This is a genomic window from Rhizobium bangladeshense, assembly GCF_017357245.1.
Taxonomy (GTDB): domain Bacteria; phylum Pseudomonadota; class Alphaproteobacteria; order Rhizobiales; family Rhizobiaceae; genus Rhizobium; species Rhizobium bangladeshense.
Window position 1 is genome coordinate 2,191,284 of sequence record NZ_CP071612.1, and the last position, 15,838, is coordinate 2,207,121.

Genomic DNA, 15,838 nt, shown 5'->3' on the forward strand with positions numbered 1-15,838 from the left:
TAGCTTCTCCCTTTATGCCTCTGAATGTTTAGCCTAATTGATGCAGAGCGACCAATGAGACGCTGAGCCTTTAGTCGAGAAACGGCAAGACGACGAATGTGCCTGGGTCTAGCTTGTGGCGGATGCATACGTCCTGCGCCAGCGCGAAATACCGTTCCGCTTCATCCATGTGGTCGTGTTCAAGGCTCAGTGTCGCCAAGCCATCATAGCACGGAAAGAGCAGTTGCGGCTCGTCAATTTCCTCCGCAACCTCAAGGGCTTCCTCGTAATACTTACGAGCTAGCTTCGGCTGCCCATGGCATTGATGTATCTGCCCGAGCACGATCAGCGGCACGGAGAGATGGTCGCGCTGATCGAGCGCCCGGTCGATTTCCACAGCCCTTTCCGCCGCCGGCACCCCCTCGGCGCCGCAGCGATCGGTGAAGGTGCAGCACGAGACCGCGAGATTGGCGAGAAGACGCGCTTGAAATCCGAGATCGCCGATACGCGTGGCAACCTCCAATCCGCGCCGGCAGATCTTTATGGCATTGGCCGGATCGACGATCGTGTAGAGAACCCCGAGGTTGGAATAGGCGCGGCAGGCGGCGCTTTGCAGATCGGCCTTTTCGGCGACTGAGAGGCTGCGCTCTACTTCCTGCACGGCATCGCGGCGGCGTCCGAGCCGCGCAAGCGCTGCCCCCTTGGTGTTCAGCGCCTCGGCCATCGCCCGCGCTGCCTCCCGCCCGGCCTCCGTCGTTCCGTCGACCGGCAGCGATTGCAGGCATTGCAGCGCCTGTGTCGCCCACTCGGCGGCGGCGGCGTGGTCGCCCATGCGGAAGGCGAGGTGGCCGCGTTCCTGCAGGAGATGGGCATGTTCGACTGGCGCATCGATCGCGGCGATCATCGCTTCGGCTTCTGCGCAATGGACCTCCGCCTGATCGCGGCGCCCCGCATCGAGATGGAGGCGGCCCATCTTGCGCAAGATCCTTGCAGCGGCGATCCGATCGTCTTTCTCGCGATGGGCCGCAAGCGCTTGCTGATAGTAGTTCAAGGCGGTGTCGCGCCGGCCGGCGGGACCGCAGAGATCACCGAGGCGCTCCAGTACGGCCGATTGCTCCGGCGTCACCTGTGGCTCGTTGGCGAAGGCCGCAAGCGCCTGACGATAGAGACGCATGGCATCGTCATTGGCGTAAGTCTTGCGCGCCATATCGCCCGCCGCCATCAGATAGCTGGCGCCCTTGGCCCTTTCGGTGGTCAGGCTGAAATGATGGCCAAGCTGCGCCATATGCTCTGCTCGATCCGGCGCCACGCCATATTGGTGTTCCAGCGCCTGGCCGATCCGTCGATGAAGCTCCATGCGCCTTTGCAGCAGAAGATTATGGTAGATGACGTCGTGCATCAGCGTCTGGCTGAAGCGATAACCCGGCGATATCACGGCATCCGGTCCGCGCAGTTCCTCGATGATGTTGGCATCGCAGAGATAGTCCAGCGCCGCATCGACGGCGGCAGGATCGGTCGCGACCGTGCGGAGCAGGGCGGTATCGAACTTCGGCCCGACGACGGCCGCCTCCTGCGCCAAACGCCTGATCTCCTGGGGCAAGCGGTCGACGCGCGCAAGCAACAGGGCTTGCAGGTTGACGGGTATATCGACATCGGTGTCTTCGGCCGCAACATGCCAGCGCTGGCCGTCATGATGCAGCGTGCCCATGTCGATCAGTCCGCGCAGGATTTCCTCAATGAAAAGCGGATTGCCGCCGGCACGCTCGAGTATGCGCTTGCGCATCGGCACCGGCAACTTGCCTTGACCCTCGCCAAAAAAGGCGGCGAGCAGCTTCTGCCCATCGGCAGCGAGGAGGGGGCCGAGACGCTGCACGGTGACGCTGACGCGATTGGAGTTCAGCGGGTCGGTCTGTGACGTCGGCCGATAGATGGCAAGCAGCATTAGCCGGCTGCGCTCCAGCCGGTCCATCATGAAGCGGAGCACCTCCAGCGAAGCGGAGTCTGCCCAGTGGAGATCCTCGATGACAAGCAGGAGCGGGCCTTGCGCCAGCCGCCGCTCGAAAACCGTCCGGACCGCATGGAAGATCTGGCGCCGCAACTGTTCCGGTTCGATATGCCGTAGCGCGCCATCGGGATCGCCAAGGCCGAGGACATGCAGGAAGAACGGCAAAAGCGCCTCGACATCGTCAGGCCTGAGATCGAGCGAACGGAATCCAGTCGTCAGAAGTTGTCGTATCCTGTCTGGATCGTCGCGCTCGCCGATGCCGTAGGCGCTCCGCACGACCGCAGCAAGTGTGCCGTAGGACTGTTCGCCGAGGGGAGAGCAGGTGGCCCTGCGGATGGCAAGGCCGGGGAAACGGTCCACATTGGCGGCGACTCCGACGAATTCGCTGGCCAGACGCGACTTGCCGATTCCCGCTTCGCCGATCAGGCGGACAAGCTGGGCGGCGCCGCCACAGGCAAGATCAAGGCAGGTCAGCAGGCGCGACAATTCCGCGTCCCGTCCGACCATCGGCGCGTGAAGTCCGAAACTTTCGAGCCCGCGCGCCTTATGCGGCGCTTCGAGCAGCCCGGTTAGCCGATGTACGAGCACGTTTCCACTCTTGCCGCGCAAGGTCTGCGCGCCAAGATTGTCGAAGGCAAAGGCGTGGCGGGTGAGGCGATAGGTCAGCGGACCGACGAGGATATCGTTCTCGCCGGCCATTGATTGCAGGCGTTGGGCGGTGTTCACCGTGTCGCCGGTCACGGAATAGGATTTTGTACTGGCGGCGCCGAAGCCGCCGGTGACGACAGGGCCGCTATTGATGCCGATATGCAGGCGAAGCGGCGCGCCGGCGCGCGACTGCCAGCGTGTGCCGACGGCGGTGGCCCGGTCTATCATATCAAGTGCGGCGCCAAGTGCCCGCGCCGGATCGTCCTCGTGGGCGAACGGCGCACCGAACAGCGCCAGGAGTGCATCGCCGACGAATTTGTCGACGAAGCCGCCATAGGCTTCCACCGCCCGGGTCATTTCTTCGAACAATTCGTTCTGCAGCACCCGCATGGTTTCGGGGTCAATTTGCTCGCTCAGTGTCGTAAAGCCGCAAAGATCGGCAAAGAGCACCGTCACCGGCCGTCGATCGGCATCACCATCGGATTGAGTCGGTATTGCCGCGGTGGCTGGCTTCGCGGCGGGCTGGGCTTTGCTTGAGATCGATGCGCCGCACTTCGGGCAGAAGGCGAAATCCGCCTGACACGGGTAGCCGCAGGCGGCGCAGGAGAGGGGTTGCCTTGCGCCGCATCGCGGACAGAAAGCAAAACCACTCTGAATATCGAAACCGCAGCCGGCGCATTCCATCGCAGGCATCTCACGCAACCCGATGTGCAACGGCCATGGCAGCCGCAGCCGGCGGGCTTCACAATAGAGATAGGATGAACCTGACGACGAAGACCCGCAAGCACAAACAGCCGGCGGCCCACCTTATCTCCCAGCCTCTGCCGTTCCTTTATTCGTCCGACGGCAAAATTCGATCAGCTGCTCCGAGGTCATTGGCTGTGCCAGAGCGTAACCTTGCAACAGATGGCAACCGAGATCTTTGAGGATCTTCGCGTGCTCCATCGTCTCCACGCCTTCGGCGACGATGTCGATGTTCTGTGACCGGCCGATTTCGATAATCGAGGAAACCAGACGGCGTTGAGAAGGAGAGGCGATAATCGGTTTCACAATCTCTCGATCGATCTTGAGCCTTCGGGGCTCAAATCGAAGCAAGCTGACGATACTGGCATGTTCCGTGCCGAAATCATCGATTTCGATTTCGATGCCGAGCGCCTTGATTGCAGGAATCACCTCGTTCATAGCCGGCTGAAGCTCGTCGAACGAGATCGTTTCAAGCAGCTCGAAACACAAGCGGCCCCTCGCTGCGCGAAGCTCAGTAAGCTCGGCAAGCAGACTTGCCTGCGCCAGTCGGCGCGCTGAAATATTGACCGAGACTCTTGGGATTTGTATTCCCAAGCTGTCCCATCTCGTCAGCTCGAACAGCGCCTTGTGAAGGATCAGCCTATCCATGTCTCCGCTACGCCCGAGCCTTTCCGCAGCATCAAGAAACGCGCTCGGGCCGAGCAGACCTCTTTGCGGATGATCCCAGCGGGCGAGGGCTTCGACGCCTGCGATCGCCAAGGTATTGGCATCGAACTGCGGCTGAAAGAATGCAACGAGTTCATCGCGTTCGAGCGCTTGGTTGAACTCATTCGCCAAATATTTCGAACGTATTGCGGCGCTGCGAAGCTCTTCGGTGAAAACGGCCGCGCGGCCGCGACCCGCCTTTTTCGCCTCGTACAGAGCCAGATCGGCATTCAGAAGCAATTGGCCGAGGTCCCGCCGAGCAGGTTCAGCCTCCCAGGCGACACCGACGCTTGCGCCGACCACATATGCTGCTTCATCGATGAAGACGGGCCGCTGGAGCGTATCGACAATCTGTTCGGCCAACTCGCTTGCTTTAGGCCCGGGATTGGCGCTCCAGCTGGCGAAGATGAACTCGTCGCCACCGATCCTGGCCGCGACATCGTTTGGACCGGTCAGATCGGCGAGCCGCGAAGCCGTTGTTTGCAGGACGACGTCGCCTCCGGCATGCCCCTTGGTGTCGTTGATCTCCTTGAATCGGTCAAGGTCGATATGAATGAGGATCAAGCAATCTTCCGGAGCGGGTCGCGGCGGTTGCGAGATCATCTGGTCGACGAACCGCCGATTGGGAAGTCCCGTCAGCGCGTCGTGCAGCGACAGGTATTCCAGCCGTTGCCGCGCGCGAACCAGCTTCTTCTTGTGCAGGCGAAGCTTTTCGATGGTTCTTTGGCGCGATCTGGTCAGGAACCCGACCCAGATGATGGGTGCAACGACACAGAAAGCCAACAGGCTCGCATAGAGCTCGAAGGCACCGATTCCGTTTCCTTGGCCCCATCCGTGCTTCGGACGCGCGGCGAGGGTCCATCGGCCGTAGGTCATATCCACATTTGCCACGACCGGCTGCCTCTGAAAGGTCTCCAGGCCGCCGAGAAAAACCTGATTGGACGAAGTCGGCTCCGGTACAGTGCCGATGGCAATCTCAAGATCGGTCGAAGCGAGACCGCTGTCGCCGTAGAGCCTCGGAATGTCTATGATTCCCGAGAGCAGGCCCCAAAAGATCTGGCTGTTTCCGTCGTTGATATAGACTGGGCACCTGACCACGAAAGCCGTTCCGCCCTGGACAAGCTCCACTGGGCCAGTCAAAACGATATTGTGGGTGTTACGCGCCAGCATCGCGGCAGCTCGTTGCTTCTCATTCTTCCGGTAGTCGAGCCCGATCGCTCTTTCATTTTCTTTTTCCGGATAAACCCACCTGACCACCATGTCCGGCGCAGCAGCGAAGCTTCGCAATTGTGAATCGGGCTGCAGGATCTGTGCCGCAAGCTTGGAAAATTCGTTTTGACCCATCGCGGGATCGACCGCGATGCCCGCCGCCAGCCCTTGCAGCAGTTTCACATTGCTGTTGAGGTTCGTCTGCAGCCGAGATGATATGGTGGCGAGTTCACCGGCGACAATCGACCGTTCATTCGCCAGAGCGCGCTCCAGCCGCCAGTTCGTCGCCATCCAGACGACGATGACTGCAATAATGGCCGCAAATATCGCCGGAGCGAAGGCGCTCACATGGCTGGTTAGGGAGCCCGCGCGGCTGCGCAATATCTTTGGACCTCCTCGAAACTTCATCAGATCGCCGGTGTGCGATAGAACTCATCCTTGCACAGTTTCTTTAAGGCAACGCTAAATCGACCAGCGACAATTGGGAAACCGAGTACGATCGAATTTCAGTCCGCACGCCATTTACCAGAACGTCGAGAGGCGAGACTGTCGCATCTCTAAGTGGCCCAACTGTCGCATTGCTAAATAGCCGCTACAGCGAATGTGGCGGCTAGGTTGAAATGTCCGCTGTTGCGCAAAGTAGAAATGTCACTTTGGGGCGTCTTCAGCCATTTAGAAATGCGACACTCGACATCTCCACTTGCACTGAGGCAAGCCCCCGACCGGACCGGCTGGGCCGGGTTGCAAGGGAAGGAGGGGGCGGGTGAAGCACACCTCTTCGGCTTTAGCTTTGAGTCTCTTCAATCGACCATTCACTCCGCAGCATCAAGCCGCGACAGTGCCTTCTGGCGCCGCGCAAGGACCGCCGGATCGTTCATGAAATCCTTCCGCCGTCCCGGTCCGTGAGCACGTCGCACATAGCCGTTCTTCTCGCTGTTGGTCTTCACAGCCGGCTTCGACTGCTGCTCCTGGCGCTCCTTGATATAGGCCAGAACATCCCCCAATCGCTTGTTCTCGATAATCGCCGCATGCGTCACCCGCTGGTCCTTGTCGAAGGTCTTGTAGGGCAGGGAGTGCCCCTTCCAGCGCACATCCAGGCGGCCATCGGCATAGGCGTAGGTCTCAACATAGCGACCGGCCAGACCGCGCGTCACCTCAGTCTCCTCCAGCATGATCCGCTTGCGTTCAAACGAAAACGTCAGCTGCGATCCCACATAGCGCTGCTCGCGCTTGCACAGGATCTCTTGCAATCGATCCGGCGCCAGATTCATTGGCCGATGCAGGTCATCGCACCGGGCAGGGGCAATCGCAAACCGCGCATTGTAATCCGCCATGAAGCCAGGCAGAAACGCGTTGCCCGCCTCCATGGTGTCGATACCGGCCAGTCGCAGTTCCTTGACCAACCGATCCTGCAGCGTCCGGTTCATCCGCTCGACACGGCCTTTGGCCTGACTCGAATTTGCGCAAAGAATCTCGATATTTAGTTCCGAGAGTGCACGCCCGAACTGGGTCATGCCCTGGCCGCCTCTGGCGTCCTTCTTCGCCACCCGGAACACCGAATGCTTGTCGGAATAGAAGGCAACCGGAGCACCATGCGCCTTCAGATAGAGCGCCAATGCCTCGAAATAGCTGAAGGCGCTTTCCGAGCGGACAAAGCGCAACTGCATCAATCTGCCGGTCGCATCGTCGACGAACACCAGCAGCGAACACGGATCACCGCGGCCCTCAAACCAGCGGTGCTCGGAGCCGTCGATCTGCACCAGCTCGCCACAGGCTTCGCGCCGCAACCGCGGCTGATGAAACGTTCGGCGCTGCTTGCGCGACAGCCACAGCCCGGCATCAACCATCCAGCTGCGCAACGTCTCGCGCGACACACGCAATCCATCTCGCTCGGCAAGCTTCTCGGCCGCCAGCGTCGGGCCGAAGTCTGCATAGCCTTCGCGAACCAGCGTCACCGCGTAATCGCGCACACCATCACTGATCCGGTTGTTCGACGGCCGGCCGATCGCCTTGTGCCGGATCGACGCTGCGCCGTCAGTCTTGATCCGCTCCAGCAGACGACGCACCTGACGTGTGCTCAGATCAAGCACATGTGCCGCCGACACCAGCGTCATGCGGCCGGCAATCACCTTCGACAAAATCTCGATCCGCTGCACATCACGCTCGCTCATCGCTATCAGTCCCATCCGCAATCTCCCAGGTCATCAAAACCCGGGGAGAGTGACATTCTTACTTTGCAGAAACAGGACACTTTAACTTTGCGGCTACAGCGAAAAGTGGCATAAGACAGATTATGGAACAAAAGCCTTTGCCAATCGCGCCAAAGACTTCGGTCCTTGCGCGTTCCGACATCTCGCTTTTCGCCGTCTCACTCGAACTCGTCAGATCGTTCACCACCGTCTCGTCTGCGAGACATGACCGGCAAGACCGCCCAGCAACACGCCGAATGGCATCCTTCTGATCGCCCGCACTACTACGAAGGCCATACCTGTGGCGACGGCAAGTTTGAGCCACGGATAGCTGCCGAGCTGCACATGGGCATTTGCATCGACTGATGTTGCCTTGGCTTTCAGCGCCGCTTCCGCATCTTCACGCAGCAGGCCCATGCGGGCGCGCAGCAGTCTTAGCTCCCGCTGCAGGTGGTGCAGGCTTTGTTCGGCCTTTTCACGTGCAGTGTCGGCGGCTGCATCGGGAAAAGGAAGTTCGCCTTCCTCGACCAGTTCGTCGGGGTCGAGCGGAAGAAAGCCGTCGCGGTTGATGGAGGATTGCATGGACATCTCCTCGATTAAGCGAGCGCAAAGGATGCCCGGTATTGCGCCGGCAATTTAGATATCAATGGTCGCGCCGGAAACCTTGGCTCTGGTGAGATCCGCCTTGCGACTGAGTCTGTGATTGCCGATCCTGGTCATTGGATGATGTGGATCCTTCGCTGAAGGTATAGGCACGCACCTTGGCGCTCCCGTGCGCGGTATCACGCACCGCGACCCATCGTGCATCGCCGGCGGGAGATCCTTCGAACGCGCTTTCGGACACGGCCAGGTCCTCCGCGGCTTTGCCGCCATGGGCCGAGCCTGCAAAACCCGTATTGGACCCACCTTGGCGGCCGCTTTCCGATAACCAGAGATCCGCCCGCTCATCGATGTCGATGCTGCCCTCGTCGTCCAGAATATCGTGAACGGTTTCATAGAGCGCGTCGTCGATGTCATTGACCTGGACGAGAAAGCCGCCTCGCCTCAGCCCTTCTGCATACATCGCCCGATCCTCGTCCGGGAAGAAGAAGTCGGCCAGCGCGTCGAAGAAGCCGCTACGGTCGTCGCTGATGACGCCCGCATTTTTTTCATCCGCCTCATATCCGGGCATCAATCTTATTCTCGCGACCGGCACGCCCGCATCCTCAAGACGGGAGACCGCGGATTCGGCTTCGGACCGGCTGTCGAAGAATGCGGTAAGGCTGCCGCCGCCCATCGGGCCTGAAGAAGCCGGATTGGTATCGTTGTGAATGTTGCTCACGGAACGCTCCTCTCGATGTCTCGTTCCAGCCGTCGACCCGACGCCTGGTTTTCTGACTTGAAGAACCGGCAGCCGAGATGAATGTTCCACCCAACGGCAACGGCTTGGCGCTATTCCACCTGCAGTTCCATAACGTTGCCGCTTATCTTTTCGGATGCACCGGGCAGTGAATTGCACCGTCTGTTCTATTCCTCAGCGGTTGACGTCAAACCGCCGAGACGCTAGCACGGCTCTTGACGCATAGGGGACATTTCATATGGATATCTTCACGGCAGCCGGTCTGACGGCTTTGCTGCAGGTCATTGCTATCGACCTTGTTCTCGCCGGCGACAACGCAGTGGTCATCGGTCTGGCCGCAGCCGGCCTCGAGGCCACGCAACGGCGCAAGGCGATCGTCATCGGCATTCTTGCCGCGACGATTTTGCGTATTCTTTTTGCCAGTATCGCCGTCTATCTGCTGGCGATCGTCGGCCTGCTGCTGGCCGGCGGCCTGCTGCTGCTTTGGGTCTGCTGGAAGATGTGGCGCGAGCTTCGCAACGGCCACCACGAGGAAGAGGTCGCCGAAAGCGGCGAAGGGGTTCCGAAAAAGACCTTCTTTCAGGCAGCGACCCAGATCGTCGTTGCCGACGTTTCGATGTCGCTCGACAACGTGCTCGCCGTTGCGGGCGCTGCGCGCGAACATCCGAGCGTGTTGGTCATCGGCCTCGGCCTGTCGATCGCGCTGATGGGCATCGCGGCGCACTTTATCGCCCGGCTGCTCAGCCGCCATCGCTGGATCGCGTATGTCGGTCTGCTGATCATCCTCTACGTCTCGCTTGACATGATCTATCGCGGCGCGATCGAGCTTCTTCCCTATATGCAGTGAGCTGCGTCAGGGGTCGGGTTCAACCCCGATCCCGCTTTGACAGTCATTTGATAAGAAGGGACGCCGCAGCGCTTGAGTTATACGAGAAACTCGGTCTCGAAGCTCATCTGATCAAACGCCGGCACCACATGGTTCGGCGTCTGATCCATCACCGAATCGTAGTCCAGCGGCGTATGCATATGGGTGAGAATCGCCCGTTTCGGCTTCAGCCGGTCGATCCAGTCGAGCGACTGTTCCAGCGACAGATGGCTTGGATGATAGCTATATTGCAGAGCGTCGATGATCAGCACATCGAGGTTTTGCAGTTTCTCGACGGTCTGCGGCGGGAAATCGCTGATATCGCTGCAATAAGCCACATCGCCGATCCGGAAGCCGAGCGAATGGATATCGCCATGCTGCTGGATATGCGGTGAAAAATCGATCTTTCCGCCGGGGCCGCGGATTTCGACGGGTTCGTCGAGATTTTCGATGACAACGGGCAGCACGATCGGCGGATAATTGCTGCCGGGCGGCGTTTCCAGGCAATAGCCGAAGGCTTCACGAAGCCTGTCCATCGTAAATTGGTCGGCAAAGATCGGCACCCGGCGGCGCGTATTGTGAAAATAGCCGCGCAGATCGTCGATGCCATGAATATGGTCTGCATGCGGATGGCTGTAGAGCACCGCATCGACATGGTCGACCCTTGCCCTGATCATCTGCTCGCGAAAATCCGGCCCGGTGTCGATAACGACCGTTGTCACCCCGTCAGGGCCGAATTGCTGCACCATGAAAGAGGCGCGCGTACGCCGGTTCTTTGGGTTGTCAGGATTGCAGGCGCCCCAGTCGCCGGTGATGCGCGGAACCCCCGGTGACGACGAACAGCCGAGAATGGTGAAACGCCGCCGGTAGAGCACGCCGCTAGATCCTCGGCATTTTCGAGAACAGGCGCAACGCATTTTGCGTCGTGATCCGGGCGACGTCCGCATAGGAAAGGCCGATTGTCTCGGCGAGCACTTCGGCCGTGTTGACGACATAGGACGGCTCGTTGCGCTTGCCGCGCCAGCGTTTCGGCGCGAGATAGGGCGCGTCCGTTTCCACCAGCAGCCGTTCATGCGGGACGGTCTTGGCGATCTCACGCAGCTCTTCCGACTTCGGGAAGGTCAGGATGCCGGAGAAGGAGACATAGCCGCCAAGCTCGACACCGGTTTTTGCTAGCTCCGGACCAGCCGAGAAGCAGTGCAGTATGAAAGGGAAGGCCCCCTTCCCCGCCTCCTCGGTCAGGATAGCAGCCATGTCCTCATCGGCGCTGCGGCTGTGAATGACCAGCGGCAGCTGCGTGATGCGCGCCGCTGCGATATGGCGGAGAAAGCCGGTCTGCTGGTCCTCCGGCTTCTGCGTATCGTAGAAATAGTCTAGACCGGCTTCACCGATCGCGACGATCTTTTCATGAGCGTTAGCAAGGCGCACCAGCTCTTCTGTCTGTATGTCCAGCTCGTCGCCGGCATTGTTCGGATGCGTGCCGACGGAGCAGAATACCGACGGATATCTTTCGGTGATGGCGAGCAGCCCGTCGAGCTTGCGCACGCGCGTCGAGATCGTCACTATCTGCTTGACGCCGGCTTGTTGGGCGCGCGTGACGATCTCATCGCGCTCCGCCTCGAAGTCGGCGAAATCGAGATGACAATGGGTATCGATCAGCACGGCCTCAGGCCTCCGGAGCCACATAGCGCGGAAAGACCGGCGTCGGCGCTTCGAGTGCCGTACCGGCAACGAGGCGGCCCGCCTCGCCAAGGGCGGCGAAATCGCGCTTGTCTGCCGGCGCGGCCACGAGATCGAGCAGCTTGCCGGATGAATCAGGCATGAAGGGCTGCAGCAGGATGGCGATCTGGCGCACCACCTCGGCCGTGACGTAAAGCACTGTTCCCATCCGCGCCGGATCCGTCTTCTTCAGCGCCCAGGGCGCCTGACCGGCGAAATAGCGATCGGCCTCCGAAACCACCGCAATGATCGAGGCAAGCGCACGATGGATGAGCTGCTTTCCCATGTCCTCGCGCGTCGATGCATGCAGCGCGTCGGCCTGGGCCAGCATCGCCTTGTCCTCGTCGGTCAGCGGCCCGCATTCCGGGATCTTGCCGTCGCAATTCTTGACGATCATCGACAGCGACCGGCTGGCGAGGTTGCCGATGCCATTGGCGAGGTCGGAATTGATGCGCGTGCCGATCGCCTCTTCGCTGTAGCTGCCGTCCTGGCCGAAGGAGACTTCGCGCAGGAAGAAGTAGCGCACCTGGTCGAGACCGAAATGGTTTACGAGATTGACGGGATCGACGACGTTGCCGAGCGACTTCGACATCTTCTCGCCCTTGTTGAGCAGGAAGCCATGGGCAAAGACGCGCTTCGGCAGCGGCAGATTCGCGGACATCAGGAAGGCCGGCCAATAGACGGCGTGGAAGCGGATGATGTCCTTGCCGATGATGTGCACGTCGGCCGGCCAGTATTTCGCTCGCGGGCCGTTGCGGTCCTCGATATAGCCGGTCGCCGTGATGTAGTTGGTCAGCGCGTCCACCCAAACATACATCACGTGCGAAGGGTCGTTCGGCACCTTGATGCCCCAGTCGAAGGTTGTGCGCGAGACCGACAAATCCTTCAGGCCTGACTTGACGAAGGAGATCACCTCGTTGCGCCGCTCGGCCGGACCGATGAAATCGGGATTGGCCTCGTAATGCGCAAGCAGCCTGTCCTGATATTCGGAGAGCTTGAAGAAGTAGCTCGCCTCTTCCACCCACTCGACGGGCGTGCCCTGCGGGCCGTAGCGCACGCCGTCGGCGCGCAGCTCCGTCTCGCTTTCCTGGTAATACGCCTCATCGCGCACCGAATACCAGCCTGCATAGCTGTCCTTGTAGATGTCGCCGTTGTAGGCCATCAGGTTCCAGATATTCCGCGACGTCTCGTGATGACGTTGCTGTGTCGTGCGGATGAAATCATCGTTCGAGGCGTTGAGCAGCTTCGCCATCGCCTCGAATTCGCCGGAGTTGCGATCGGCCAGCGCCTGTGCGGTGATCCCTTCGGCACGCGCCGTCTGCTGCATCTTCTGGCCATGTTCGTCGGTGCCCGTCAGAAAGAAGACGTCCTTGCCATCCAAGCGCTGATAGCGCGCCATCGCATCCGTCGCGATCAACTCATAGGCGTGGCCGATGTGCGGCTTGCCGTTGGGGTAGGAAATCGCGGTGGTGATGTAGAAGGGTGTCTTGTCTGTCATGGCGGCCAATGTCCGGCTTATTCTATCAATGGTCAGCCGCTCTTAGCGCATGTAACCGTCAAGCGAAACATCAAGTTTTGCTGCCGTCCATGATTTCCGAGACACGGGCTCGTGAACTTGACTCCATTTCGCACGCAATTTACCGGTCGTCAGAAAGAGGGGCAGGACCGAACGAAGTGCCAGTTTTCATCTATCGCGATCGTCGTGGACGGACGCCGTTGGAGGCGCTTGCTTGACATTCGAGCCTCTTTATTCGCTTTCGGGCCTGTTCGTCGGCGCCCTTGTCGGCATTACCGGCGTTGGCGGCGGTTCGCTGATGACACCGTTGCTGGTGTTGCTCTTCGGCGTTCATCCCGCGACCGCCGTCGGTACCGACCTTCTCTATGCGGCGATCACCAAGACGGCGGGCACCGCCGTTCACGGCGTGCATGGGCGTGTCAGCTGGAAGATCGTCGGCAGTCTCGCCGCCGGCAGTGTGCCGGCTGCCTTGCTGATGCTCTGGCTGCTGGCAGGCGTCGATCGCAAGAGCATCGGCGTGACCAACACCATCACATCAGCCCTCGGTTGGCTTCTGGTGATGACCGCGATCATGCTGATCTTTCGCGGTCCGATACTCGAATTGGCGCGCCGCGCCATGGGCGAACGAACGCCGCCAGGACCCGCGACCATTCTTGCCATCACCGTCATTTTCGGATTCTGTCTCGGCGTGCTCGTCACCTTGACCTCAGTCGGTGCCGGTGCGCTTGGTGTGACGATCCTGCTGGTCCTCTATCCCAGGCTCGATGTGCGCGAGATCGTCGGTTCCGATATCGTCCACGCCGTACCCCTCACCCTGATCGGCGGCACCGGCTACTGGCTGATCGGCGAGATCGACTGGCCGATGCTCTTTGCCCTGCTCGTCGGCTCGATCCCCGGCATCATTCTGGGAAGCCTTCTGGCGCCGAAACTGCACGAACGCACCATCCGCATCGTTCTCGCCGTGACGCTTGGCGTCGTCGCATGGAAGCTGCTGGCCGGCTGATCCGCCCAAATCTTGGCTACGGACCCGGCTTTTTGATATCCGCGAGAATACCGATGATCGTCTGCTTCCGGTCGAGATTATAGGCGTCGGAAATGGTAAGCCGCTCGGTAACTTCCGAATAGAGCCGCGCCAGTCGTTCGGCCGTGGCGATCTGCCCCTCGCCTGCAGCCGCGCGAGCGCGGCTCATGATGTCGTCGCCGACGTGGCTGACGAAGAAATCGAAAATCGTGTCGCTTTCCTTGCTCGAAAGTGCCTCGGCCAGCCGATGCATTGCCTTGCGCGCCGAAGGCCCCTCGGCCGAAAGCACCTCGTCATAACAGGCGATGATTTCGCCGCCGCCATAGTTCAAGAGCTTCAAGGCTTCGCCGACGCTACCCTTGGCTGCCGAAAGCACGCCGCCCTCGCCTGATATGCCGAGATGGGCAAGGGCCGCAACAAGTGCCTGGTCGGCAAGCGGCGCCAGCTTCAGCGGCAGGCATCGCGAGCGGATCGTCGGCAGCAGCCGGCCTGGTGCGTGCGACAGCACCAGAAACAGCGCCCGCTTCGGCGGCTCCTCGAGAATCTTCAGAATGGCGTTGGCCGCGTTGCGGTTCATGTCGTCGGCCGGGTCGATGATGACGATTCGCCAGTTGCCGGTGCCTGAGGTCTGCGAGAAGAACTTGCCGGCACGGCGCACCTCGTCGACGGTAATCGCCGATTTCACCTTGCCCGTCTTTTCGTCCACCGGCCGGGCGAGATGCAGGAGGTTGTGCGAGGCTCCGGAGGCAATCTGCCGACTGACGGCGGAACCGGGATCAGGATCGCCGATCATCTCCGGCGCCGCGTCGGGATCGGGATGCGAGAGCACGTGATTGGCGAAGCGGAAGGCGAGCGTCGCCTTGCCGATGCCCTGCGGGCCTTCGATCAGGATGGCGTGATGGCCCTTGCCGGATCGATAGGATTGCGCGAGGAAGGACTCTGCCTCCTCATGGCCAAACAGCCTGGTATTTTCCGCGGGCCAGATGGCGCCGTCCAGCAGTCCCGGCCTTTCTTCACTCATAATGGGCATCACTCATGGTGGGCGGCTTCGGGCATCCGCGCGCGGTCTGCGGGTGATATGAGCCGCTTGACGATTGCCAGGATCTCGGCGGCGATCGCCTCTTCCGTCTGCATGGCATTGACCACGTGGCAGCGCTCCGGCTCGCGAGCCGCGATGTCGAGAAAGGCCTCGCGCCGTTTTTCATGCGTTTCGAGCCGCTCCTTCTCGAAGCGGTCCGGACCCTCCGAAGCGCTGCGCTTCTGCGCCCGCTCCAGCCCGACCTTTGCTGGAATATCCAGTATCAAGGTGCAATCCGGCATGACGCCGTTGATGGCCACCCGCTGCAGCGTTTCGATGAAATCGGGCTCGAGATTGCCGGTGATGCCCTGGTAGACGCGGGAGGAATCAATGAAGCGATCGCAGAGCACGATCTTACCTGACGTAAGGGCAGGCCGGATCACCTCTTCGACATGATCGTTGCGCGCTGCCGCAAAGAGGATTGCCTCCATTCGAGTGCCGAAGGCCTCGGCAGCGCCCGACAGGAGCACGTGGCGCACGGCCTCCGCGCCCGGCGACCCACCGGGCTCCCGGGTCACCAGCACCTCACGCCCCTCGCCTTCCAACGCCTCGGCGAGCCGGCGGATTTGCGTGGACTTCCCCGCGCCTTCCCCGCCTTCAAACGTAACGAACAGTCCCGTACCGGATGACAATGACAACTTCCCGCATTCCGGACGCCGCACGCACGCGCGCCCTGCCTCTTCTATCTATCCGAAGACACCGGGAAGGAAAACCTTTCGCCGCGGCGACACAATCACCTTTCCCGCAAATTGTATCAGAAGATCGGGCGTTCAAGTCTGGAGATGACTGTGCGGCAACGACACGCGTGTAAGAAAGCGCCG

12 protein-coding genes are annotated in these 15,838 nt (G+C 60.8%); 2 read left to right on the plus strand and 10 right to left on the minus strand.

Annotated features, from left to right (window positions below):
• Positions 1-70 precede the first annotated feature (70 nt).
• The 5 genes from J2J98_RS10705 to J2J98_RS10725 all read right to left on the minus strand — a co-directional run bounded on the left by J2J98_RS10705 (position 71) and on the right by J2J98_RS10725 (position 8,800).
• On the minus strand, positions 71-3,316 hold the full coding sequence (locus J2J98_RS10705; RefSeq protein ID WP_207603113.1) for an adenylate/guanylate cyclase domain-containing protein: 3,246 nt from the start codon (positions 3,314-3,316) through the stop codon (positions 71-73).
• A 123-nt stretch (positions 3,317-3,439) separates the two neighbouring features.
• Positions 3,440-5,698 (minus strand): bifunctional diguanylate cyclase/phosphodiesterase, encoded by a 2,259-nt coding sequence (locus J2J98_RS10710; RefSeq protein ID WP_207601024.1) that lies wholly within the window; start codon positions 5,696-5,698, stop codon positions 3,440-3,442.
• 404 nt (positions 5,699-6,102) lie between these two features.
• Positions 6,103-7,476, minus strand: coding sequence for an ISNCY family transposase (locus tag J2J98_RS10715; RefSeq protein ID WP_207601025.1), 1,374 nt, complete (start codon positions 7,474-7,476; stop codon positions 6,103-6,105).
• 204 nt (positions 7,477-7,680) lie between these two features.
• The gene (locus tag J2J98_RS10720) at positions 7,681-8,061 is read right to left on the minus strand and encodes a hypothetical protein (protein ID WP_207601026.1); all 381 of its coding nucleotides are present in this window, start codon (positions 8,059-8,061) and stop codon (positions 7,681-7,683) included.
• A gap of 61 nt (positions 8,062-8,122) precedes the next feature.
• Positions 8,123-8,800 carry a hypothetical protein gene (locus J2J98_RS10725; protein WP_138395175.1) on the minus strand — a complete coding sequence of 226 codons (678 nt, stop codon included), beginning with the start codon at positions 8,798-8,800 and terminating at the stop codon, positions 8,123-8,125.
• 256 nt (positions 8,801-9,056) lie between these two features.
• On the opposite strand from J2J98_RS10725, the gene J2J98_RS10730 reads away from it, so the two are divergent.
• Complete coding sequence (locus J2J98_RS10730; protein ID WP_064710580.1) at positions 9,057-9,665, plus strand: TerC family protein; 609 nt, start codon at positions 9,057-9,059, stop codon at positions 9,663-9,665.
• A gap of 77 nt (positions 9,666-9,742) precedes the next feature.
• Here the strand turns inward: J2J98_RS10730 and J2J98_RS10735 are convergent, their stop codons facing one another.
• The 3 genes from J2J98_RS10735 to metG are packed head-to-tail and all read right to left on the minus strand — an operon-like array spanning position 9,743 to position 12,900.
• Positions 9,743-10,558, minus strand: a complete 816-nt coding sequence (locus J2J98_RS10735) for an MBL fold metallo-hydrolase (protein WP_207601027.1) — start codon at positions 10,556-10,558, stop codon at positions 9,743-9,745.
• Positions 10,559-10,562: 4 nt separating this feature from the next.
• Positions 10,563-11,345, minus strand: a complete 783-nt coding sequence (locus tag J2J98_RS10740) for a TatD family hydrolase (protein ID WP_207601028.1) — start codon at positions 11,343-11,345, stop codon at positions 10,563-10,565.
• A gap of 4 nt (positions 11,346-11,349) precedes the next feature.
• Entirely contained in the window at positions 11,350-12,900 is a 1,551-nt protein-coding gene (gene metG / locus J2J98_RS10745) for a methionine--tRNA ligase (RefSeq protein ID WP_207601029.1), read from the minus strand.
• A gap of 232 nt (positions 12,901-13,132) precedes the next feature.
• Here metG and J2J98_RS10750 point away from each other — a divergent pair, with 232 nt between their 5' ends.
• The gene (locus J2J98_RS10750; RefSeq protein ID WP_207601030.1) at positions 13,133-13,921 is read left to right on the plus strand and encodes a sulfite exporter TauE/SafE family protein; all 789 of its coding nucleotides are present in this window, start codon (positions 13,133-13,135) and stop codon (positions 13,919-13,921) included.
• Between the two features lie 16 nt (positions 13,922-13,937).
• On the opposite strand, the gene J2J98_RS10755 is transcribed toward J2J98_RS10750, so the two are convergent.
• A complete protein-coding gene (locus tag J2J98_RS10755) occupies positions 13,938-14,960 on the minus strand; it encodes a DNA polymerase III subunit delta' (protein WP_207601031.1) in 1,023 nt (340 codons plus the stop codon).
• Positions 14,961-14,968: 8 nt separating this feature from the next.
• Positions 14,969-15,649 carry a dTMP kinase gene (tmk, locus tag J2J98_RS10760; RefSeq protein ID WP_138395182.1) on the minus strand — a complete coding sequence of 227 codons (681 nt, stop codon included), beginning with the start codon at positions 15,647-15,649 and terminating at the stop codon, positions 14,969-14,971.
• Positions 15,650-15,838 lie beyond the last annotated feature (189 nt).

Excerpts from the sequence above, each read along its gene's own strand:
- J2J98_RS10715 (WP_207601025.1), bottom strand. The coding sequence starts at position 7,476 with ATGGGACTGATAGCGATGAGCGAGCGTGATGTGCAGCGGATCGAGATT.
- J2J98_RS10755 (WP_207601031.1), bottom strand. The coding sequence starts at position 14,960 with ATGAGTGAAGAAAGGCCGGGACTGCTGGACGGCGCCATCTGGCCCGCG.
- metG (WP_207601029.1), bottom strand. The coding sequence starts at position 12,900 with ATGACAGACAAGACACCCTTCTACATCACCACCGCGATTTCCTACCCC.
- J2J98_RS10705 (WP_207603113.1), bottom strand. The coding sequence starts at position 3,316 with ATGGAATGCGCCGGCTGCGGTTTCGATATTCAGAGTGGTTTTGCTTTC.
- J2J98_RS10720 (WP_207601026.1), bottom strand. The coding sequence starts at position 8,061 with ATGCAATCCTCCATCAACCGCGACGGCTTTCTTCCGCTCGACCCCGAC.
- J2J98_RS10730 (WP_064710580.1), top strand. The coding sequence starts at position 9,057 with ATGGATATCTTCACGGCAGCCGGTCTGACGGCTTTGCTGCAGGTCATT.
- J2J98_RS10710 (WP_207601024.1), bottom strand. The coding sequence starts at position 5,698 with ATGAAGTTTCGAGGAGGTCCAAAGATATTGCGCAGCCGCGCGGGCTCC.